The organism is Kitasatospora purpeofusca (genome assembly GCF_036010405.1).
GTDB lineage: Bacteria > Actinomycetota > Actinomycetes > Streptomycetales > Streptomycetaceae > Kitasatospora > Kitasatospora purpeofusca.
The window spans coordinates 7,770,508-7,788,970 of record NZ_CP108561.1 but is presented as its reverse complement, the minus strand read 5'-3'; the positions used below and the strand labels follow the sequence as shown (position 1 = coordinate 7,788,970).

Sequence of the window (18,463 nt, the reverse complement as noted above, 5' to 3'; positions counted from 1 at the left end):
GGCGGTGCGGCCGTCAGCCGATCGGCGGACGGCCGCACTGTCACGTCAGACCGACTGCGCGAACTCGACGAAGGAGCGCCAGGCGGTCGGGGAGAAGGCCAGCCGGGGACCGGACTTGTCCTTCGAATCACGCACCAGGACCGCGTCCGTGATCTCGGCGACCTCGATACAGTCACCGCCCTCGTTGCCGCTGTGGCTGCTCTTGAACCACACCTCGACGCAGTCGCCACCCTCGCCGCCGCTGTGGCTGCTCTTGAACCACAGTGGATTGCCGGTCATCGAACCGACTGCGCGAACTCGACGAACGAGTGCCACGCCTCGGAGGAAAAGGCCAACTGCGGACCCGACTTGTCCTTCGAATCACGCACCAGGACCGATTCCGCCGCCTCGGCGATCTCGACGCAAGCGCCGCCCTCGCCGCCGCTGTAGCTGCTCTTGAACCACACCAGATCGCTGCTCATCGCTCTCCCAGCATCTTTTCGATCAAGGACAGGGACTCCTGCGGAGAATGCGCCTGCGCTCTGAGGGTGCCGTACCGCACATTGAGGAACCGGACCTCCTCCGCATCGGTAATGAGCCTACCGTTCCTCTGGACCTCCATATAGCCGGTCTGCGGGCGCCCCTTGGGCGTGATGAGGATGAACGAACCATCCATACCGGCGTTCTCGGCCCGGTCCATCGGCATGACCTGAAGCGTCATGCCCCGGGTTTCCCCGATCTCCAGGAACCGTTCGAGCTGCCTCCTGTGCACCTCCGGACCACCGAGCCGTCGGTTCAGCACGCTCTCGTCGATCACCCAGCTGAAGACCGCGCGAGGCCACCGGGCAAGAACCTCCTGCCGCGCCATCCGAGCTGCCACCCGGATCTCAACCCTCTCCTCCGTCAGCAAGGGCTGTCGCATCCGGAAGACCGCACGGGCATACTCCTCCGTCTGGAGAAGCCCCGGTGCCAAGTAGGCACTCCAGTCGTGGTGTTCGAGGGCCGATGCTTCAAGGGTGGCGTAGTTCCGGAACCACTCCGGGTGCCGCACCCGCGCCTTCGCCTTCGCCTTCTCGATGTCGTCCGCGGCGGCGATCAGCAGCCCCCTGCCGTCCAACAGCCGCTCCGACGCCTCCAGCAGCTCCCGCTGCGGCGTCCGCTTCCCCTGCTCCACCGAGCCGATCAGGCTCTCGGTGTAGCCGACCTCCTTGGCGAACTGCTTCTGCGTCAGGCCCGCCTGCTCGCGCAGCAGCTTGATCTGCTGGCCGATCGCATGCAGGAAGTCCGAGACCTCCGACAGGTCCTCGTCCAACTCCGGCCTCACGTCGCCGCTCTCGCCGCCACCCCGAACCTCGGCCATCCCGGCCTCCCCTGATCTCCGGATCACACTCACGTCACACTGTCCGCATCCGCGCAGGCACGCACCGTGCGCGTCGGATGCATCGTCAGCGTAGGCCCGAGAAGGTCCCTCCATCCCCGCACTTCGAACGCCTTCCCGACCACCGGAGCCCACCCGACCCGAGGGGCTCACCACCTCCCATTTCTCCATTGACGCCCAACTCCCCTGACACCAAAGAACATCGACACCACCACGAAGCACCACCACCAACAGGCGCACACCGGTGCGAAGCCCCGCGCCGCACCTCTCCCCCGCCCCCGCACGCCGGGCGCGCACCACCCTGCTCCGCCTCGGCCCGGAGGGATCGGGAGGATATTCGAGAATCAGCGCCCGAGCCTGCCCACTCCCGCGTCATCCTGGATCTCAGACCGACAGCAAGGGGGAGCAACTCCCCGCGATACGTAGACCGGGAGCCGACGCTGATCAGCTTCGAAGAGTTCGACGGCATGTTCGAGAACTTCGAGCACACGGCCTTCCGGCTGGAGACCCGCCGCAGGTACCGGTCCGACGTACAGACCGAGACCTACCACCGGTTCGCCGCCGGAAGGGCGCCCGGATGGGACCTGGAGGACCCGTGGTGCGTCTCGCGCCGCGAGCAGGTGGCCCTCGGCAAGCGCTTCGAGCGGGTGCGGATCATGGACAACCCACCAACCCCAGGACAGCGGTACCTGCTCGACAACGCCGAGCGGAACAGCGCCGTCGGCGAGGACATCCGCTACCTCTGGCGCGCCGACGCCGATCGCCTGGGCCTTCCCGACGAAGACACCTGGCTGTTCGACTCACGCGTGATCGCCCTGTTGCACTTCGACTCCGACGACGATCTGACCGGCGTGGAGCTCATCACCGACCCGGTTCAGGTGACTCGTGCCTGCCAGGTCCGCGACTCCGCCTGGCACTTCGCCACTCCGTACCGGGCGTTCCTCACCGAGGTACCGTCCGACGTGTGAGCTCCGACTTCCAACAGACGCGCACCGGTTCTCACCGGACAGGGTCAACGCAGGCAGTACGCGTACGTGAGGACCAAAAGCGGCGGGCCTGGTGCTCAGAGCCCGTCGCCCCATCCGAAGGTGACGTTGTACGCGCGCTGGAGTGCATGCCGGCCATGGTCCCCATCGACGTGGGCCCACGCGAGGGCTGCGGAGGACCAGAGCAGAAAGACTCCGCTGACGATGCCCAGCGCGATCAGCTTGCCGTACCAGCCGAGGAGGACCAGGGCGATGGTCACGATTGCCGCGCCGAGGTGGGCTCCCCGCGAGTCGAGCTGCGCAGTCCTGCGTGCCTCTCTGCGTTCGGCCCGTTCTGCGGCGAAGCGTTCCTCTCGAACAGCCTGCGACTCGTTCTCGTCGAAGTGCATCTCGTCCCGCTGGCCCTGACGCTACCTGGGCTCAGAGCACATCGGCGGGCGATCGAGCACTTCGATGTACATGATCCGGCCGTCCACGACATCCAGGGCCACCGTGCCTTTCGAGGGCAGGAGCGGCACGCATCGATGGCCGACACCGTACGGCTGTCCCGGCGGACGAACTGCCGTCCGGATGCTCTGGCAGAAATCATCGCCGCAGTCACACGCGCCTACCAGGCGAACCTTCTGCACGCAGTCGGCGAGGTCGAGTTCTCCTTCACCCTCCAGGAGGGTGGTCAGCTCGGCGACGAGGTCCGGGTAGACGTCGCGGACAAGGGGATGGTCCTGCTCCATGCGCCAAGGGTAACCAGAGCGACAAGGCGCCTCTTCAGAATTGGATCTGACAAATGCCCGTAGAACTCCGTCCATCGTTCCCGGTGCCGGTCACCCGGGGAGTGCCGGATCCGGCCCGGAGAGTTCAATCCGCCCTGGCCCTGGGACCGGTCGGGGCCGGTGCGGTGGCGGCGGCAGGCCGTGGTGCCTGCCGCTGCCCGACCGGGTCCTGCTTCGGCAGCATCACTCGCTGATCTGAGTGTGCGCCGGCCCCGAGTCGTAGCGGTCGAGAAACGCGTTCTCCGGGAGGTCGAGCGCATGCAGTCTGGAGAACACCTCCGTACCCACGCCCACAGCCTCGTCACCACCGGAGATCCGGTACGCCTGCACCATGTCGAGGACTTCGAGACCGCCCTCCCCGGCGTACTCGGCCGACTCCCGCTCGGCCAGTTCGACGGCCTCGTCGAGGGACCGCGCCAGGAACAGCACGACACGCTCCTCGTAGGGGCGGTTTTCCCAGGTCCGCCATCTGTAGAAGGTTCTGGCGCTGTACCACGCCTCCGGCTCGTGCCTCATGGTGATCTGCCATCCCTTCGTACCGGACCATGATCGTCGCAAAGAAGGATCTGCGCTCGCAACAAGCTCCAGTGCTGCATCAGACATCGTCTGCCCGATGACAAGGGATTGCCCTGCCGGCCGGTGGGAGAGTGTGGATATGGAGACTGCCAACCGCACACTGACGACGGACGTGATCGCGGCGCTGACGTACTGGCCCGGAATCATCTGGGTCGGTCAGAAGAACCCTCCGGACCCCGTGGATGTCACCGTACTGCCGCCCTTCTTCAACGAGCTGCTGCAGGAACTTCCCTGGTGGAACCGCGACTGGCGGATCAGCGATGTCGAGCCGGGCCGTCCCCTGGAGATCAACAGTGACCACCACGGCCTACCCGCAGCATTCACAGAAGTGTCAGTGCCGGGCACGGCCGGTTCCGGCAGTGGTGAGACCCTGCCCTTCGTCGCGAAGGTCGGATTCGCGGGTGACCGACTGATCCGATTCCAGGCCAAGATCGGCGAGGTGGTCCTCGGCCCGGCCGCCGGCCCGGCCGGGCAGCTGGAACCGCATCCGTTCGCAAGGGTGCTCACCGGGTTGATGGAGTTGCGCGGGATTCCGGTCCAAGAGATGGCCGTGGAGACCGCACGATCGCCGTCCACCATCCACATGCTTCGAAACGGCAAACTCAACCCAAAGCCCCTTCTCGCCCGTGAGATCGCCAAGGTTCTGGGCATGTCCGAAGCGGACATGCGGGTCGTTGCCGGACTCGACGACGGCAGTCCGCAGTAACTGCCAAATAGTGACGCCATGATCCGCAGTCGGCACGCCTTCGAAGAACGCCCGCCCTGGTGATCACAGTGCGGAGGCAGTTGTCGGCGGCACCGCCCTCAGACCGTGGAGTGCGCAGGCCGGCGGTCGCCGGGACCGTGCTCGGAGTGGGAAGTCGGCCGGTCCGACTTCCCACTCCGACGGCTCTTCGGAACGTGCACCGCCAACCCCTGGCGGGCCGGGACGAACCGCCCTGGTTGGATACGGGTATGGACAGCCACCAGGAATCGGGTCTCGCGAAGAGCGTCTGGAGCGATGCCGACTTCGAGGAGATGGGCTGGCACGACGCCACCATTCACGGGTTGCACCTGCAACAGACGGACATCCTGCCGAGGCTCCTGCTCGACCTCGACTACATCGTGCGCTGGGTCCACCCGGTCAGGCCGGCGAAGAGTTTCTCCTTCTGGACCGCCCCCGCGACGCTCGTCTTCGAAGAGGTCGGGGACCTTGAGGGCGACCTCGGCTTCAAGGGCACGCACCCGGAGCTGGAGATCGCCGATGTGCACCGGCTGGCACCGGACGACGGCATGCAGGACTGGCCGCAATGGCACATCGAGGGCCACGCGTTCGACCTGAGGTTCCGCGCGTCGGGCTTCCGCCAGTACTTCCGCCAGGCCCCGCGGCTCACCCCGGGCCCGGTCCTGCCCGCCGCCGAGCGCGGCGGTTGCTGCTTCACCGAGGTCGGCTTCGGCTGAGCGGGTTCGTACCTCCTGCCACGACTCATGGGTCGGGGCAAGAACGATGTGCGTCGCAACGCCACCGCACCGGAGTGGGAAGTCGGGCGGTCCGACTTCCCACTGCTCCGAGGCCCCGTCAGTCGGTCGTCGTAGCTGCCAGGACGGCCAGGCGGCGGCGGTCCTGGGTGACGGCCAGTACGCCCAGGTCCCAGACCACCCGGTGGAACCACGGGGTGTCCGCGCCGAAGCGGTACCAGGTGCACTCCCGGACGCGGGCCTCCACCTCGCTCGGCGGGGCGTCCGGCGGGGCCCCGGCGAGTGCGGCCAGCGAGCGCCGGGCGTGGAGCCGTCCGTAGGCGCCGTAGCAGGCCGAGTCGTAGGCGCCGCCGGTGGAGGAGGCGGCGAACAGGGACTGCCAGACCTCGGCCGCCTCGACGGGGACCACCCCGAACGCGGTCCTCCGCCCGGGCTCCGGCAGCTCGCCCAGGTCGGTCAGGCAGTCCAGGCCCAGCGCGAGGAGTGCACCGGGCACGGCCCCGGGCTCCAGGGGCTCCGCGAAGGCGAAGGTCCGCGCTTCGACGCGTCCCTCCGGCTCCTCCGGGTGCTCGGCCCAGTTCGCCACCGCCGACGCCATGGCCCGGGCGGTGGCGGCGGTCGTCGTCTCCACCGCCGCCACCGGCGCGGCATCGAGCCGGGGAGCCGGGTAGCGATCGTCCGGGTCCGGGTAGGGGAACCCGCAGCTGCTGCCGTCGACCGAGTAGGCCGGCAGGTCCGGGTCCCGTTCCGGCTCCGTAGGCACCAGCGGCAGCGCGGCCAACGGGTGGTCGCGCCAGTGCGGGGAGGTCGCCCAAGCGGCGATGCCCGGGAGCTCCGCCACCGGGACTCCCCGGAGCACCAGTTCGTGCAGCAGGCAGGCCCGCAGCTCATCGGAGGCAACGGCCTTCTCCTCGTACACCGCGGCGAGGTCGGCGGGCCGTTGGCAGGAGGCCAGCAGGGAGGCCACGTAGCGGTCGTGCTCGGAGTCGTCCGGCCTGCTCGCGGCCAGCAGCCGCAGCAGCTCGTCGACGTGCCCGGGGCCGCGGGTCACCGCCAGCAGGCGCACCAGGCGGTCCAAGAGGTCGTCGAACGCCTCCGAGGCCTCGGAGCCGGCCGGCAACGAGCGGTGCCGCGGTGCCAGCCCGATGCCGAGGCCGGCCACGAAGGCCGCCCCGTCGCGCCGAAGCCGACGGCGGGCCGTCCGCTCCAGCATCCGGGCGTTCTTGCTGGTCATCGGTATCGTCGTGAGCTTCGTCAGCTCGGCGTCGTCCACAGCGGACGAGCATACGACGCGGCCGATGTCCGTCAGGGCGTGGGTGTTCGGCCGCGCGCCATCGCCCGGGTCTCCCACGGGGCGAGGTCGTCGTCGAACCAGCGGGAGTCCCGCCAGGTGCCCTCGCCGGTCAGTGGGACGCCCAGCAGCACCCGGCGGCGCGAGGTCGAGAAGTCCACTTCGATCTCGCCGGCCATGACGGTCCGGAGGAACTCCAGCGCCAGGCACGTCGGAACCCAGTCGAAGACGTAGGCGTCGCAGATGATCCGGCAGGAGTCGGAGCCGTCCGCGACCATGACGACGAAGGCCTGGCCGGTGGGTGCCTCCAGGTAGAGGTCGACGCTCCCCGGCGCGACCGTCACCGCTTCCGTCGACTCGAAGAGTCCCGACGCCTCGATCGCCGCGACGAACTCCGACAGGTCCGCCTCCGGCCAGGGCTCACCCGTCCGGAGCGATCGCTTGAGGGAGCGGCGGTTCTCCCGCCACGCCGACCAGAAACCCATCGCCGGTCAGGCGGGGTCGGGGCGGGGGCCGGCCAGGGTGGCGAGGTGGCGTTCGGCGGCGCGGAGCTTGCGGCCGTCGGGGCCCGGGAGGTGGGCGCGCAGTTCGATGATCTCCGGGGCGATCCGCAGGGCCTCCTCACGGTCCGGGATCGCCCGCCAGCAGGCCTCGGCGTTGGTCGCCGCGTGCTGGGTCTCCGGGTGCTCGGGCCCCTCGCTGCGGAGCAGGGTCAGGGCGACCTCGCGGTAGATGCCGGCGGCCTCGGCCGTCCGGCCGGCGAGCCGGGACACGTGGGCGCGGACCTGACGGACCTGGAGGACGGGTGCGGACACCGGACCGTGCTCGGCGATCGCCTCCAGTTCCAGGGCGAAGGCCAGGTCGGTGGCGGCCGCGTGGTCACCGGCGTCGGCGCTGCGGACGATCCGGCCGATGACCTCGCGGTAGTCGGCGCGGGGCTCGGAGCGTTCCGGCGCGGGGGCGGGCGCGGGCACGGGTTCCGGCGCGGCCTCCGACGCGGGCGCCGCCTCGGGCTCCTCGGTGGTCGCGTCCTCGGGCCGAGCCGCCTCGGGCTCGGCGTCGGTGGGCGGCGCGCCGACCGGGGCCGCGTCGGTGGGCTCCGACTCCGGCGCCTCGACGGCCTCCGGTTCAGCCACGGCCTCGGGCTCGGGCACGACCTCCGGCACGGCCCCGACCACGAGCTCGGGCTCCGCCGCCGGCGGCTGCCAGGCGCCGGCCTTCCGCAGGTCGACCGGGTGCGGCGGGGGCGGCGGGGTGGGCGGTACGCCGGGCTTGAGCAGGTTCACGGGCCCGTCGGGCAGGCGCGCCGGGGCGGCAGCGGCCGGGGCAGCGACGGACGGCTTGTCCAGGGTGACGGCCGACCGGGGACCCGGCACCGCGTCCTGCGGGACGGCGGCGTCCCGGGGCGACTCGCCCCAGGGCCGGTCGTCCCAGCTGACCTCGTCCGGCGCGGCCGGACGGGGCAGGACGGCGGCCGGGCTCGGGGCCTCGTACGGGGCGAACTCGGTCGGTGCCCCCTCGCCGCGCCGCGCGGTGTTGCGGAAGAACGGGCGGTCCGGGGCGTGGGTGCTGACCACGATCACGTCCGGGCGGAGCACCGAGTAGACCTGGTGGCGCAGTTGTTCCGGCGCGAGGACGGCCTCGCCGCCCGGGCGGCCGCCGTGCAGGGCCTCGATCAGGGCACGGGTGAAGGTGCCGATCTGGTCCGGGTCGGGGCTGACCACCGCCCACAGCGGCAGGCCCTCGCTGAACGGCGCGAGGTCGCCCTGGAGCAGCGACCAGGCGTTCTGATCGGCGCTCAGGTCGGCGACGACGAGGGTCTGCCACTCCGCCGGGCGGTGCCGCAGCTCGCCGGCGATCGACTGCCAGGCGAGGCCGTCCTGACGGATGCTGCCGGGCTTGGAGTCGCGCAGGGTGAGGTGGAGCTGGCCGCCGCGCTTGTCGGCGAGCAGGTGGCCGCCGAGGTGGACGAGCAGCGGTCCGGGGTGACGGGCGGCGGCGCGCAGGTGGGCGAGCACGGTGTGCGGGTCGCTGGCGCCGGGCAGGTGCACGGCGTCGACGGTGTCGGCGGCGAGCAGCACCTGCGGGGAGACGGCGGCGAGCATCGCGGACAGCACCGGGGCCTGGGCGGGGCCGCCTCGGCCCCAGGTGCGGCGGCCGGAGGTGCCGTAGCCGCCCTCGACGGCCAGGATCCGGCCGCGCGGGCCGCTGCCCAGGGCGCCGCCGATGCCGGACAGGCCGTGCGCGGGAGTGGCGCCGGGGACGGTGAACGGCAGCGGTGTCGCACCGGCCGGGGCCGGGACGACGGGTGCGCCGCCCATGGCGGGCATGCCGGTGACGGTCCATCCGGTGGACGGCGCGGGCGGTCCCGCCACCGGGCCCGGGGCGGGCTGCGGAATCGCGACGGGCTGCGGGACCGGGGCGGGCTGCGGCGCCGGGGGCTCGTAGAGCGCGGCCGGGCCCGGCGGGTGCTCCTCGTAGGCGTTCCGCGCGAACCTCGGCGGTACGGCGTCCTGGGGGCCGGGGCCGGCGTCCGTCACGGGGTCGGAACCTCCGGGGACCGCCGTAGTCTCCGCCATGTCCAGGTCACCGCCCCGCCCCGCCGCTGAGCGGCGTTCTGCTGCCTCGTACCCCGTGTGGCCCCTGTCACCACACCACGGGCGCCACCCTACGAGATCGGGTGATGCCGGAGCCAGGCCGGGTGGGTGAACGGGTCCCGGCGCCGGGACCCCGCAGGCCGGGGCAGGCGCTGGAGCAAGAAGTCGACCGGGCCGACTTCCTGTTCCGCGCCCGGTCCCTGCCGCGGCGACGTCAGCAGAATTCGCCCAACCGGTCGGCCACCACGAAGTCCGCCCCGCAGTCCGTGCAGCGCGCGCCCCCGAAGAGGTAGGTCAACGCGGTGGCGACGTCACGCTGACCGTCGCCGAGGGCGAGGCTGTGCAGGCGCAGGCCGATGCCGTGCAGGTCACCGGGGTCCGCGGGTCGGAGGGGCGCCTTCTCGACGTTGTCGTGCAGGGCGTAGTCGCCGCTCGTGGAGAAGTAGCCGTATTCGCCCATGGCGATGAACAGATCGGTTTCGCACCGGGGACAGGAGGTCTGGTACTCCTCGTTCACGAGTCCGTCGGCCAGCTCCTCGCCCCAGACCGGTACACCTTCGAAGGCCAGGACGGCTTCGAGCAGGTAGATGTAGTCGGAGCGGTCGGGAGCCGTCCGAAGGTGCTCGTTCGCCGCGCGCAGCAGGTCGGCGATGTCCTGGGCGTTCTTCGCACGGACGTCGCCGACCTCGTTCAACTGGTCCGCCCCCGCCACGATCCCGGCTGCCAGGTGCAGTGCGTTCAGCTGCTCCTTAGGGTCGGATGCGGCAACGGCGATCGCCGTCAGCCGGGGAAGCGCCGCGAAGCTGGCCGAGTAGACACTGCCCTGATGGCAGAGCGCCGACCAGAGGTCGCTCCAGCTCTCGGCACTCGGATCCGCCTCGATCCGGTCGAGCAGGGCGGGTATGTCGTCCGCGGAGCCGTAGGCGTGGCTGAGTTGCGACCAGTCAGTCATGCGGGCATCCCATCAGACCGGTGTGACAGCCGGCCGCATCGCGGGCGAGCGGAGCGGCGGCCAGGATCCGGAGCGGGGCTCGGAGTTCTCGCTCGCAGTCGTGCCGACCGGAGCGACTGTGGGGTGGATCACAGTTGAGGTTGACCTTGGGTCAGGGCGGAGGCTCGTCGCAGCGGCAGGACGCCGACCCGGGCACCACCGATGTGAAGGAGCACCATGTCCACCGACCTTTCCGACCAGGGGCAGGATCGTCCGGAGCTGCAGAAGGCGATCGAGGAGCTGGCCGAGTCCGGTTTCGTCGGGGTCCAGCTCCGGGTGAACGACGAGCAGGGCGAGTGGGTCGGCAGCGCCGGTGCGCGCGAGCTGGGCCGGAGCGCCGAGCCGCTGACGAACGGGCACTTCCGGATCGGCAGCAGCACCAAGAGCTTCGTCGCCACCTCGGTGCTCCTGCTGGTGGCCGAGGGCAGGATCGGCCTGGACACCCCGGCCGGTGACTACCTGCCCGAGTTCGATCTCGACCCGCGGATCACTGTGCGGATGCTGCTGCAGCACACCAGCGGGATCTTCAACCACACCGGCGAGCTCTACGAGGACGGGACGATCGTGCTGGGGGTCCCCTGGCAGGGCAAGGAGTGGGTGGACAACCGGTTCAGGACCTACCTGCCCGAAGAGCTGGTGCGGCTGTCGTTGTCCAAGCCTGCGCGGTTCGCGCCGGGTACGGGCTGGAGCTATGCGAACACCAACTACGTGCTGGCCCGGCTGGTGGTCGAGAAGGTCACCGGCCATGCGTTCGCCGAGGAGTTGCAGCGGCTGGTCCTGGGACCGCTGGGGATGACCGGCACCGTGGCGCCGGGCGCCTCGCCGGAGATCCCCGAGCCGCACAACCACGGCTACTACCGCTACGAGGACGCCGGGCAGGAGCGGACGGTCGATGTCACCCGTCAGAACCCGTCCTGGGTCGGAGCCGGTGGCGACATGATCTCGACCACTCAGGACCTGCACACCTACTTCTCCGCGCTGATGGGCGGCAAGCTCCTCCCGGCCGACCTGCTGGCCGAGATGCGCACGCCGGAGGCGACCGTCGGCTACGGCCTGGGGGTGTTCGCGCAGGAAACGGAGGGTGGCACGGTCTTCCACCACAACGGCGCCACCATGGGCTCGGCGGCGCTGATGTACAGCACCCGCGACGGCAGCAGGACCCTGACCGCCGGGCTGACCTGGGTGGACGACGCCGAACTGTCGATAGCACCGGCGTTCCGGACCGCCCAACAGCGTTTCGTAGACGAGGTGCTCTGCGGCAAGCTGGGCCGATGAGGAACGGAGTCACGATCGGACAGGCTGCGGCCTTCGTCGGCGTCACGGTGAAGACGGTGCGGCACTACCACAAGCTCGGCCTGGTCGCGGAGCCGGAACGTGACAGCTCCGGCTACCGACGGTACGGATCCGGCGAGCTGCTGCACCTGGTGCAGGTACGGACGTTGGCCGCCGCAGGCGTGCCGCTGGCCGAGATCGGGCCCATGCTCGACGCCGACGCCGCACGGTTCGGCGCCGCGCTCGCCGACGTCGAGCGGCAGCTCACCGAACGCATCGATGAGCTGGTCGCCCGCCGCGACACGCTGCACCGGCTCGCCGACGGCGACCGGGCCCTGCTGCCCGACCGTGCCTGCGCGGTCCTGGACCGGATGCCCGGCCTCGGCTTCGGCCCCGACTACGTGGCCGCGCAGCACGAGGCCCTGGTACTGGCCCGGGCACTGGTACCGGAGGGCTTCGACGGCTTCCTGTCCCAGCTCGAACACGGGCTGGACGACCCGGAGTACGTCGACCTGACCAAGCGCGGCTGGGAGGCCGAAAGCTGGGAACCGGACGATCCGAGGATCGAAGAACTCGCGACCGCCATGGCCGACCGCTACCTCGCCAACCCCGCGCTGTTGGGGGATCACGGCAGCCGACAGGCATGGGCCAAGGCTTCGGCCCAGTACAAGCTGATCAACAACCACCGCGAGGACCGGGCCCCGGTCGCGGCCCGGCTGACCGCGCTCACCGAGGCCAGACTCCGCTCCGCAGGCGTAACCGTGCCGCACCGATGACGGCATCCTCGTGCGGGCCGGACCGACCGAGGCGGGGCAGGACGCACCGCGCCCCGCTCGGCGCTCGGGCCGGGCGGGGCGCGGTGGGAGTGCTGATGGGACGGTGGGTCAGGAGCCGGCGAGGAGGTCGCGGAGGAGGGCGATGGTGTCGGCGTCGAGTTCGCGGCCGGTTCGGCGGCTGAGGGCGTCGAGGCGGTTGACGGCGCGCAGGAGTTGGTCGCGGGCGCCGGCCGAGGCGTAGGCGTAGAACAGGTCGCGGTGCAGGAGTTCGACGTCCGGGGCGACGGCGAGGCCGCGGAAGACGGCGGCCTCGGCGCTGCGGTGGTCGCCGTACTGGAGGCGGCGGGCGGCGAGTTCGTGGGCGGTGTCGACGATCGCGGCGATCATGTCCTGCCGTTCGGCCTCGGCCCAGCCGTACGAGGCGGGCGGGGCCTCCGCGAACGGGGCGCCGCGGACCAGGGCGAGGGCGTGGGCGAGGGCCGCGTCGGCGGTGGCGCTGGTGCTGCGCATGCCGCGCCGGTAGAGGCTGCGGAACTCGTCCCAGTCGCAGGTCACGGCCGGGGCGAAGGTGCAGCCCTCGGCCTGGCCGGTGACCAGCAGGGGCCGGCCGTCCGAGGTGGTGCCCAGCCAGGCCGCCAGGTCGGCGAGCTTGTCGGACAGCGGGTTCCGGGCGTCGGCGGCGGTGGGGTGCGGGTCGAGGTGGGCCGCCCCCGGGTGCAGGTCGTGGTCGAGGGCGGCGTGGTCGGCGCCGGGGCGCAGGGCCAGGTAGGCGGCGAGCTCGGTGAGCCGGCCGAGCGCACCCGGTTCGGCGGTGCCGCCGGTGCCCGCGACGTCGACCGGTCCGAGCAGGCGGATCCGGGGGGCGTTGCGGACGGCGTGGGCCTCCGGCGAACGGAGGATGGCGAGCAGGTCGTCGCAGTCGCTGCGCCCGGAGGTGGTCCGGACGAGCGCGGTGGCGGACGGGCCCGGCTCGGGCCTGGCGGGGACGCGCGGGTCGGCGCCGGTGGGCGCGGGGGCCGGGTCGTGCGTCGGTACGGGCTCGGGGGTGGGTTCGGGAGCGGGGGTGGCGGGTTCGGGGACGGCGGGTGCGGGGGTAACGGGTGCCGAGAACGGGTCCTCGACCGCCGGAGACACCGGACCCACCGGCCCCATCGGCGGCACCGGGGCAGCCGGGGCGACCGGCGCGACCGGCGCGACCGGCGCGACCGGCTGGACGGGCACGACAGCGGTCGGCAGGCCGAGGTTCTGGGTGGTCTCGTCCCCCTCGTAGCCGTCGGACGCTCCGGGGCCGTCGGATCCGCCGCCGTCGGTCTCCGGCCCGGCGGGCGGCGCGACCGGGAAGGCGGCGGCCGGCCCGGTGGGCACCGCGGCGGGGACCGCTCCAGGCACCGCGCCGGGCACCACGCCCGGCACCACGGCGACCGCCGGTGCCACCGGCAGCGGCCCGGTGGCGGCGCCGGCCTGCCGGCCGAGCCCGTTGACGAGGTGCCGCGGGGCCGGCAGCGCGGCCGGTCCGGCGGGCGCCGGGACCGGAGCCGCCGGGTCGGTGCCCGCGAACGGGCTGGCCCCGGTGCCGATCACCCGCGCCAGCAGCCGAGGTCCGGCTGCGGCCCGGCCGCCGCCGAGGTCGTCGTCCGTGTCGTCCCCGGAGTCCGGGTCGCCCAGGGCGGCGTCCAGCGCGGCGAGCGAGAAGCCGCCCGCCGGACAGTCCGCCCCGGAGCCCGAGGCCGCGCCGACGCCCGCGAGGACCGGGACGGCGACCGGGAGGTCGGCGGGCTCCAGCTCGTCGCCGTCCAGGGTCCACGCGGGGGCGGGGTGCTGGGTGCTGTCGTCGGCGGCCCGGAGCAGCTCGGTGACCTGCTCGTACTGGCCGGTGGTCAGGCGCTGGAGCTCCAGGGTGAGGTGCAGGCCGGGCACGGTGGCCTGGCCGGTGGCCGGGAGGGTCCAGCGGGCGACCGGGCCGGTGCCGCGCTCGGGGGCGCGGGTGACGACGGCGACGCAGGTGCGGGGCCTGGCGTCGAGCAGCCGGCCGAGTTCGGCCGGGATGCCGCCGCCGGGCTGGTGGCCGCAGAGCACGATCTCGGGGACCCAGGACTCGTCGGCCAGGCCCCGGCTGCGGGCGTCCCGGGGGCTGGCGGCCTCGGCCGAGACCAGGGTGGCCCGGGCCTTGGCGGTGCGCGGGCCGAGTGCGGCGAGCGCGGCCTCCAGGGTGGTGTGGCGGTGGATCCGCTCGGCGGCCGGGCCGCTGATCGGCATCTCCTCGGCGAGGTCCACCAGGTGCAGGTGGAGCCGGTCCGCGAGCGGGCTGTGGGCGAGTTCGAGGGCCAGGGTGCGCAGGACGTCGCGGGCGTCGTCCGGGTGTCCGGAGAGGTGGAGCAGCCGGACCGTCTCCAGGTCGGCGAGGACGATCGAGCCGTCCGCGGCCGAGCCCAGGGTGACCAGGGCCGGGTAGGGGGCGGCGGTCTTGCGGGCCTGGGCCGGCGAGAGCAGGCCCTCGGAGTCGGCGGCGCACCACCAGATGTCGGGCGTGTGGGCGGCGCGGAACGGCGCGATGGGCGCGGCGGGGCCGGAGAGGTGGAGCTCGATCGTGCGACCGGGGGTGATCCGGGCGGCGACGATCGCGGGCAGCCGCTTGCCGCCGCGGACGGTGTTGCGGGCCATGCTGCGCAGGGCGCGGTCGAGCAGGTGCAGTCCGGCGTCGTCCTGGCGGGCCTTCAGTTCGGCCTCGAAGGCGGCGGCCGGGGCGCTGGGCATGGCGATGCGGTGCCGGGGGCGGCGTCCGCGCAGCTGGCCGCCGCGCTTGCGGGCGACGGCCCCGACCATGATCGCGGCGAGCAGCACGCCGATGGTGGAGGCGGCGAGGGCGACACCGTAGTCGTCGTCCGCCTTCTCGGCGTGGGCGGCCGGGGCCTGGGCCCCGATCGTCGGGGCGGGCGTCCCCGCCGGGGCCGGGGCCTGCGCGGAGGGCTGCGCGGGTGCCGGGGTCTGGGCGGGCGGCTGCGCCGGGGCGGGCGTCTGCGCGGCGGGCACCGAGGGCGCCTGGGTGTTCGGCGCGGGCGGCGGCGGGGTCGGCGCGGGGGCGGGCGCCTGCTCGGGCGCCGGAGCCGGAGCGGGTGCGGGGGCCGGGGCGGGCGCCGGAGCACCGGGCAGGCTGAGCACCATGCCCGGCACCACCACGTCCGGGTCGGTGAGCCGCTCGCCGTCGGGCGCCTGGACGCCCTGGTTCGCCTCGAACAGCTTCGGCCAGGCCTCCGCGTCGCCCAGCTCGCGTTCGGCGATCGCCGACAGGCTCTCGCCGGCCTTCACGGTGACGGTGCCGCCCTGGGCCGTGCCGCCGGCCGGTCCGGTCTGCGGCGTCCCGGCCGGGGCGGGCGCGGGCGCGGCGGGCCCGGGGGCCGTCTGGTCGGGCTTGGCGTCGGCCGGCATGGCGAGCTTCCAGCCGGGCTGGATCGGCCGGTCTGCGTCGAACCGGTTCCCCGAATCGTCCATCACCCGGCCGTCGTTGAGCTTGGCGATCTCCGTCCAGCGCTCGCCGGAGCCGAGTTGGCGCTCGGCGATGGACCACAGGCTGTCGGCCGGGCGGCTGTCGCGCACGGTGTAACCGGCCTGCGGGTCGGCGGCGGGGGCTGCGGCCGGCGCGGCCTGCGCGGCGGCGGCCTGCGCGCCCGAGGCCACCTGCGCGGTGGCGGCGGCCGGCGCGTGCTCGGCGGTGGCGGCGAAGGCCGAACCGGCCACCGGCACCAGGGCGATGACCGCGCCGACCAGTCCGGCCGCGGCCCGCTGGCTCCAGCCGAAGGCGGGGATCCGTCGGGCCACCCGGCCGCGCAACTGGGCCGGGACCTCCAGCAGGACGGAGAGCGCGAAGCACGCCCAGCCGACCCAGCCGACCACCACCAGCAGCCAGAGGAACAGCCGCCCGTCGTCGGGGCTGGTCAGCAGCGCGCCGATGCCGTCGGGCGCGAGTTCGCCCATGTCGGCCACCGACCGGGTGCCGTACAGCAGCAGGGCGGGCACGCCGACCATCAGGACGAGCAGGGTGATCAGGGCCGCGATCGCGGCGAGTACGGCGCCGCCCCGGCCGCGCCGACGGCCGCCGCGCGCCCGATGGGACGGCAGCGGCGCCGGCCGTCGGCCGGACGCGGGGGTGGCGTTCGCTCCCCGGGCCGGACGCCCGGCACGGGTCTGGTCCTTGGCGCGTGGCGCGGCCATCAGGCGGTCTCCGCTTCCTTGACTCCGTGGACGAGGGTGGCGCTCCCCTTGCCCGTGACCTTCCGTGTGCCGAGTTCGCCCAGCAGGACGGGGCGGAACTCGGCCCGCACCGTGATCGTGACGGTGGCGCCGTCCGGCGAGAATTCCACGTCGGCCGCCGACAGGCCGTACAGCGCGAGGTAGCTGTCGGCCGCCGCCTCGACGTAGGTCCGTGCCCTCAGTTTGTACCCCTCGCCCCTCAGCAGGGCTGCCTCGTCCAGCTGTTGACCGGCCATCCGGGCGGCCTCCTGGGCGTAGGCGTCGACCCGCTCGGCGAGCCGCAGCTTGCCGCCGGCGTCGATGACCAGCGCGATGACCAGCACCACGTAGGCCGCGCAGATGGCGACGAAGATCGACAGCGCGCCCCGGTCCGAACGGCCGCCGAGCGGACCGCCCAGCCGGGCCCGGAACCGCCTCACAGGGAACGGCCGCAGACCCCGCGGCCGGGCAGGGAACAGCCGCACCGCGCGTGTGTGTGCGCGTGCCATGGCGTTCCCTCCCCACCGGCTCCGCCGCCCTCCCCAGGGCGTCCTCCGCTTGCGTCTCCCCCGCCCGACGGCTCCCCAATCCCCGTCCGGCCGCCTCGTCCTCACAGCCCGGTCACCCCCTGCCCCACGACCCGACACAATCTCCACCCACTTGCCGCGCTCGACCCACTCGACCCACTTGCCGCGCTCGCCCCCCACGGGCCGCTCGCGGCGCCCGGGCCGCCCGCCCCACCGGACGGCACCCGGGCCTCACGGGCCCCGGTACCGGTCGACCACCGAGACGAACCAGCCGGTCAACGTCTTCGGGAGGACCTCCGGCCCGCCGAGCAGGTCCCCGAGGTAGACCTCGCAGGTCACCGTCACCTCGACCGTGTCCCAGTCGACACCCTGACTCGTCCGTTTCTTGTGCCCGACGGTGACCTTGCTCTTCCGGCAGTTCACTCCCTGCTGCCGCATGGAGTCCGCGGCGGCCGCCTCCGCCGCCGCGTCCATGTCGGCCTTGCCGCGGGCCAGCGACGCCGCCCGGGCCGCCGAGCGGGCCGCCGCCTCGACGGTGCCGCCGGCGGTCTGCACCCGGCCCGCCGCGACCGCGACCAGGATCAGCGCGACCACGGCGGGTGCGACGATCGCCGCCTCGATCGCGACGCTGCCGCCGTCCCGCCCCCGGTGCCACCGGGCGGCACGGCGGGCGGCGAACCCCCGCGGCCACCCTCCTGGCCGACGGGAGCGGCGCTCCGACGGTTCCTCGGCCCCGCCTCCGGACCCGCGTCCGGGTCCGGAGGCGCTCTGCCCGGCCCGGTCCGCGTCGTCCGCGGACCGGGCCGGGCGCGCCGACCGCCACCCCCACCGCACCGGCCGACTCACGGCCGCACCACCGGGGGCACGAACCGCTCGCGCGGCGCCTCGGCGAACTGGGTGACGGTCGGCGGAGTGATGAACGGGATGATGACGGGGGGCGTCACCTGAACGGTGACCTTGATCAGCACCGGCGTGCTGCCGTCGGTGACGACCCGGTGGTCCGTGTCGCCCTGTCGGTCCAGGAAGTCCTCGGCCTGCCGCCGCGCGGCGTCGTTCTTCTGCTCGTCGGTCCGGCTCCCCTGGCCCCGCCCCGCGTCGACGCCCTCACGGGCAGCACTCAGGGCGAGTTGGCGGTGGTACCACCACATCCCGGTCTGGGCGACGGTCATGACCAGGATCAGGACGATCGGGAAGACGATGGCCAGACTCAGGCTCGTCGCCCCCCGGTCGGAGCGGCGGGGACGAAGACGGCGGAGGCGAGGACGGTGGGTCACGAGCCGGCCGGAGCCCCGGCGCCGCCGGTGTACTTCGGGTCCTGGTTGACCTTCTCCACCACCTTGGTCTTGAGGGCGACCAGGGCGAAAACCACCAGGCCCGCGATGAACACCAGCGCGATGACGGCGAGCGCGAGTTCGATGCTGATGGCGCCCTTGTCGCCACGCGCCCGCGCGGCCTTGGCCCGGCCCATCCGGAAGTGGAAGAGCGTGGTGGCGAACTGGAGCGGCAGCAGGGCCGCGCCGACGAGTAGGAGGGCCAGTGGCTTGAGTCGGTCCTTCATCAACTGCTCCCAGGGTGAATTGTGGTGACGGAGGCGCTGACCTCCGCGACGGGACTGCTCATCGGACGGGGTGCTTC

General features: G+C 73.0%; 20 protein-coding genes. 5 read left to right on the top strand and 15 right to left on the bottom strand.

What is annotated here, in order from left to right; all coding sequences use genetic code 11:
• Positions 1 to 45 precede the first annotated feature (45 nt).
• From OG715_RS34095 to OG715_RS34085, 3 genes are read right to left on the bottom strand one after another with little or no spacing between them, the layout of a single operon-like run.
• Entirely contained in the window at positions 46 to 279 is a 234-nt protein-coding gene (locus OG715_RS34095) for a DUF397 domain-containing protein (RefSeq protein WP_266273418.1), read from the bottom strand.
• Positions 276 to 461, bottom strand: coding sequence for a DUF397 domain-containing protein (locus OG715_RS34090; protein WP_266273419.1), 186 nt, complete (start codon positions 459 to 461; stop codon positions 276 to 278). Before OG715_RS34090 ends, OG715_RS34095 begins: the two co-directional genes overlap by 4 nt.
• Positions 458 to 1,339 (bottom strand): helix-turn-helix domain-containing protein, encoded by an 882-nt coding sequence (locus OG715_RS34085; RefSeq protein ID WP_266273420.1) that lies wholly within the window; start codon positions 1,337 to 1,339, stop codon positions 458 to 460. Before OG715_RS34085 ends, OG715_RS34090 begins: the two co-directional genes overlap by 4 nt.
• A 77-nt stretch (positions 1,340 to 1,416) precedes the next feature.
• On the opposite strand from OG715_RS34085, the gene OG715_RS42520 reads away from it, so the two are divergent.
• Complete coding sequence (locus tag OG715_RS42520; protein ID WP_353962756.1) at positions 1,417 to 2,325, top strand: DUF6879 family protein; 909 nt, start codon at positions 1,417 to 1,419, stop codon at positions 2,323 to 2,325.
• A gap of 95 nt (positions 2,326 to 2,420) precedes the next feature.
• Here the strand turns inward: OG715_RS42520 and OG715_RS34075 are convergent, their stop codons facing one another.
• From OG715_RS34075 to OG715_RS34065, 3 genes are all read right to left on the bottom strand, one after another.
• Complete coding sequence (locus tag OG715_RS34075) at positions 2,421 to 2,732, bottom strand: hypothetical protein (RefSeq protein ID WP_266273421.1); 312 nt, start codon at positions 2,730 to 2,732, stop codon at positions 2,421 to 2,423.
• A 21-nt stretch (positions 2,733 to 2,753) separates the two neighbouring features.
• Positions 2,754 to 3,074: a hypothetical protein gene (locus OG715_RS34070; RefSeq protein WP_266273422.1), complete on the bottom strand. Its 321-nt coding sequence runs from the start codon at positions 3,072 to 3,074 to the stop codon at positions 2,754 to 2,756.
• Between the two features lie 222 nt (positions 3,075 to 3,296).
• A complete protein-coding gene (locus tag OG715_RS34065; protein WP_266273423.1) occupies positions 3,297 to 3,629 on the bottom strand; it encodes a hypothetical protein in 333 nt (110 codons plus the stop codon).
• A gap of 139 nt (positions 3,630 to 3,768) precedes the next feature.
• Here OG715_RS34065 and OG715_RS34060 point away from each other — a divergent pair, with 139 nt between their 5' ends.
• Entirely contained in the window at positions 3,769 to 4,395 is a 627-nt protein-coding gene (locus OG715_RS34060) for a helix-turn-helix domain-containing protein (RefSeq protein ID WP_266273424.1), read from the top strand.
• A 248-nt stretch (positions 4,396 to 4,643) separates the two neighbouring features.
• Positions 4,644 to 5,129: a hypothetical protein gene (locus tag OG715_RS34055; protein ID WP_266273425.1), complete on the top strand. Its 486-nt coding sequence runs from the start codon at positions 4,644 to 4,646 to the stop codon at positions 5,127 to 5,129.
• Positions 5,130 to 5,247: 118 nt separating this feature from the next.
• Here the strand turns inward: OG715_RS34055 and OG715_RS34050 are convergent, their stop codons facing one another.
• The 4 genes from OG715_RS34050 to OG715_RS34035 form a co-directional block, all read right to left on the bottom strand.
• Positions 5,248 to 6,420, bottom strand: coding sequence for a DUF6183 family protein (locus OG715_RS34050; RefSeq protein ID WP_266273426.1), 1,173 nt, complete (start codon positions 6,418 to 6,420; stop codon positions 5,248 to 5,250).
• A gap of 32 nt (positions 6,421 to 6,452) precedes the next feature.
• Entirely contained in the window at positions 6,453 to 6,923 is a 471-nt protein-coding gene (locus OG715_RS34045; RefSeq protein ID WP_266273427.1) for a hypothetical protein, read from the bottom strand.
• Between the two features lie 6 nt (positions 6,924 to 6,929).
• Positions 6,930 to 8,978 (bottom strand): hypothetical protein, encoded by a 2,049-nt coding sequence (locus tag OG715_RS34040; RefSeq protein WP_266273428.1) that lies wholly within the window; start codon positions 8,976 to 8,978, stop codon positions 6,930 to 6,932.
• A 271-nt stretch (positions 8,979 to 9,249) separates the two neighbouring features.
• Entirely contained in the window at positions 9,250 to 9,987 is a 738-nt protein-coding gene (locus OG715_RS34035) for a hypothetical protein (RefSeq protein WP_266273429.1), read from the bottom strand.
• 216 nt (positions 9,988 to 10,203) lie between these two features.
• Here OG715_RS34035 and OG715_RS34030 point away from each other — a divergent pair, with 216 nt between their 5' ends.
• Both OG715_RS34030 and OG715_RS34025 read left to right on the top strand, forming a co-directional pair.
• Positions 10,204 to 11,301, top strand: coding sequence for a serine hydrolase domain-containing protein (locus tag OG715_RS34030; protein ID WP_266273430.1), 1,098 nt, complete (start codon positions 10,204 to 10,206; stop codon positions 11,299 to 11,301).
• Positions 11,298 to 12,074, top strand: a complete 777-nt coding sequence (locus OG715_RS34025; RefSeq protein WP_266273431.1) for a MerR family transcriptional regulator — start codon at positions 11,298 to 11,300, stop codon at positions 12,072 to 12,074. Before OG715_RS34030 ends, OG715_RS34025 begins: the two co-directional genes overlap by 4 nt.
• A gap of 108 nt (positions 12,075 to 12,182) precedes the next feature.
• On the opposite strand, the gene OG715_RS34020 is transcribed toward OG715_RS34025, so the two are convergent.
• The 5 genes from OG715_RS34020 to OG715_RS34000 all read right to left on the bottom strand — a co-directional run bounded on the left by OG715_RS34020 (position 12,183) and on the right by OG715_RS34000 (position 18,386).
• Positions 12,183 to 16,283: a LysM peptidoglycan-binding domain-containing protein gene (locus OG715_RS34020; protein WP_266273432.1), complete on the bottom strand. Its 4,101-nt coding sequence runs from the start codon at positions 16,281 to 16,283 to the stop codon at positions 12,183 to 12,185.
• Positions 16,283 to 16,810, bottom strand: coding sequence for a hypothetical protein (locus tag OG715_RS34015; protein ID WP_327064178.1), 528 nt, complete (start codon positions 16,808 to 16,810; stop codon positions 16,283 to 16,285). Before OG715_RS34015 ends, OG715_RS34020 begins: the two co-directional genes overlap by 1 nt.
• Positions 16,811 to 17,059: 249 nt before the next feature.
• A complete protein-coding gene (locus OG715_RS34010) occupies positions 17,060 to 17,662 on the bottom strand; it encodes a TadE/TadG family type IV pilus assembly protein (RefSeq protein WP_266274607.1) in 603 nt (200 codons plus the stop codon).
• Between the two features lie 8 nt (positions 17,663 to 17,670).
• Positions 17,671 to 18,102: a TadE/TadG family type IV pilus assembly protein gene (locus tag OG715_RS34005; protein WP_266273434.1), complete on the bottom strand. Its 432-nt coding sequence runs from the start codon at positions 18,100 to 18,102 to the stop codon at positions 17,671 to 17,673.
• Entirely contained in the window at positions 18,099 to 18,386 is a 288-nt protein-coding gene (locus OG715_RS34000) for a hypothetical protein (RefSeq protein ID WP_266273435.1), read from the bottom strand. The genes OG715_RS34005 and OG715_RS34000 overlap by 4 nt, the downstream gene beginning before the upstream one ends.
• Positions 18,387 to 18,463: the final 77 nt, after the last annotated feature.

Coding starts and splice junctions, on each gene's coding strand:
- OG715_RS34065 (WP_266273423.1), bottom strand. CDS start 3,629: ATGAGGCACGAGCCGGAGGCGTGGTACAGCGCCAGAACCTTCTACAGA.
- OG715_RS34075 (WP_266273421.1), bottom strand. CDS start 2,732: ATGCACTTCGACGAGAACGAGTCGCAGGCTGTTCGAGAGGAACGCTTC.
- OG715_RS34015 (WP_327064178.1), bottom strand. CDS start 16,810: ATGGCACGCGCACACACACGCGCGGTGCGGCTGTTCCCTGCCCGGCCG.
- OG715_RS34060 (WP_266273424.1), top strand. CDS start 3,769: ATGGAGACTGCCAACCGCACACTGACGACGGACGTGATCGCGGCGCTG.
- OG715_RS34095 (WP_266273418.1), bottom strand. CDS start 279: ATGACCGGCAATCCACTGTGGTTCAAGAGCAGCCACAGCGGCGGCGAG.
- OG715_RS42520 (WP_353962756.1), top strand. CDS start 1,417: ATGCATCGTCAGCGTAGGCCCGAGAAGGTCCCTCCATCCCCGCACTTC.
- OG715_RS34045 (WP_266273427.1), bottom strand. CDS start 6,923: ATGGGTTTCTGGTCGGCGTGGCGGGAGAACCGCCGCTCCCTCAAGCGA.
- OG715_RS34025 (WP_266273431.1), top strand. CDS start 11,298: ATGAGGAACGGAGTCACGATCGGACAGGCTGCGGCCTTCGTCGGCGTC.
- OG715_RS34090 (WP_266273419.1), bottom strand. CDS start 461: ATGAGCAGCGATCTGGTGTGGTTCAAGAGCAGCTACAGCGGCGGCGAG.
- OG715_RS34035 (WP_266273429.1), bottom strand. CDS start 9,987: ATGACTGACTGGTCGCAACTCAGCCACGCCTACGGCTCCGCGGACGAC.
- OG715_RS34070 (WP_266273422.1), bottom strand. CDS start 3,074: ATGGAGCAGGACCATCCCCTTGTCCGCGACGTCTACCCGGACCTCGTC.
- OG715_RS34030 (WP_266273430.1), top strand. CDS start 10,204: ATGTCCACCGACCTTTCCGACCAGGGGCAGGATCGTCCGGAGCTGCAG.
- OG715_RS34055 (WP_266273425.1), top strand. CDS start 4,644: ATGGACAGCCACCAGGAATCGGGTCTCGCGAAGAGCGTCTGGAGCGAT.
- OG715_RS34000 (WP_266273435.1), bottom strand. CDS start 18,386: ATGAAGGACCGACTCAAGCCACTGGCCCTCCTACTCGTCGGCGCGGCC.
- OG715_RS34085 (WP_266273420.1), bottom strand. CDS start 1,339: ATGGCCGAGGTTCGGGGTGGCGGCGAGAGCGGCGACGTGAGGCCGGAG.
- OG715_RS34020 (WP_266273432.1), bottom strand. CDS start 16,283: ATGGCCGCGCCACGCGCCAAGGACCAGACCCGTGCCGGGCGTCCGGCC.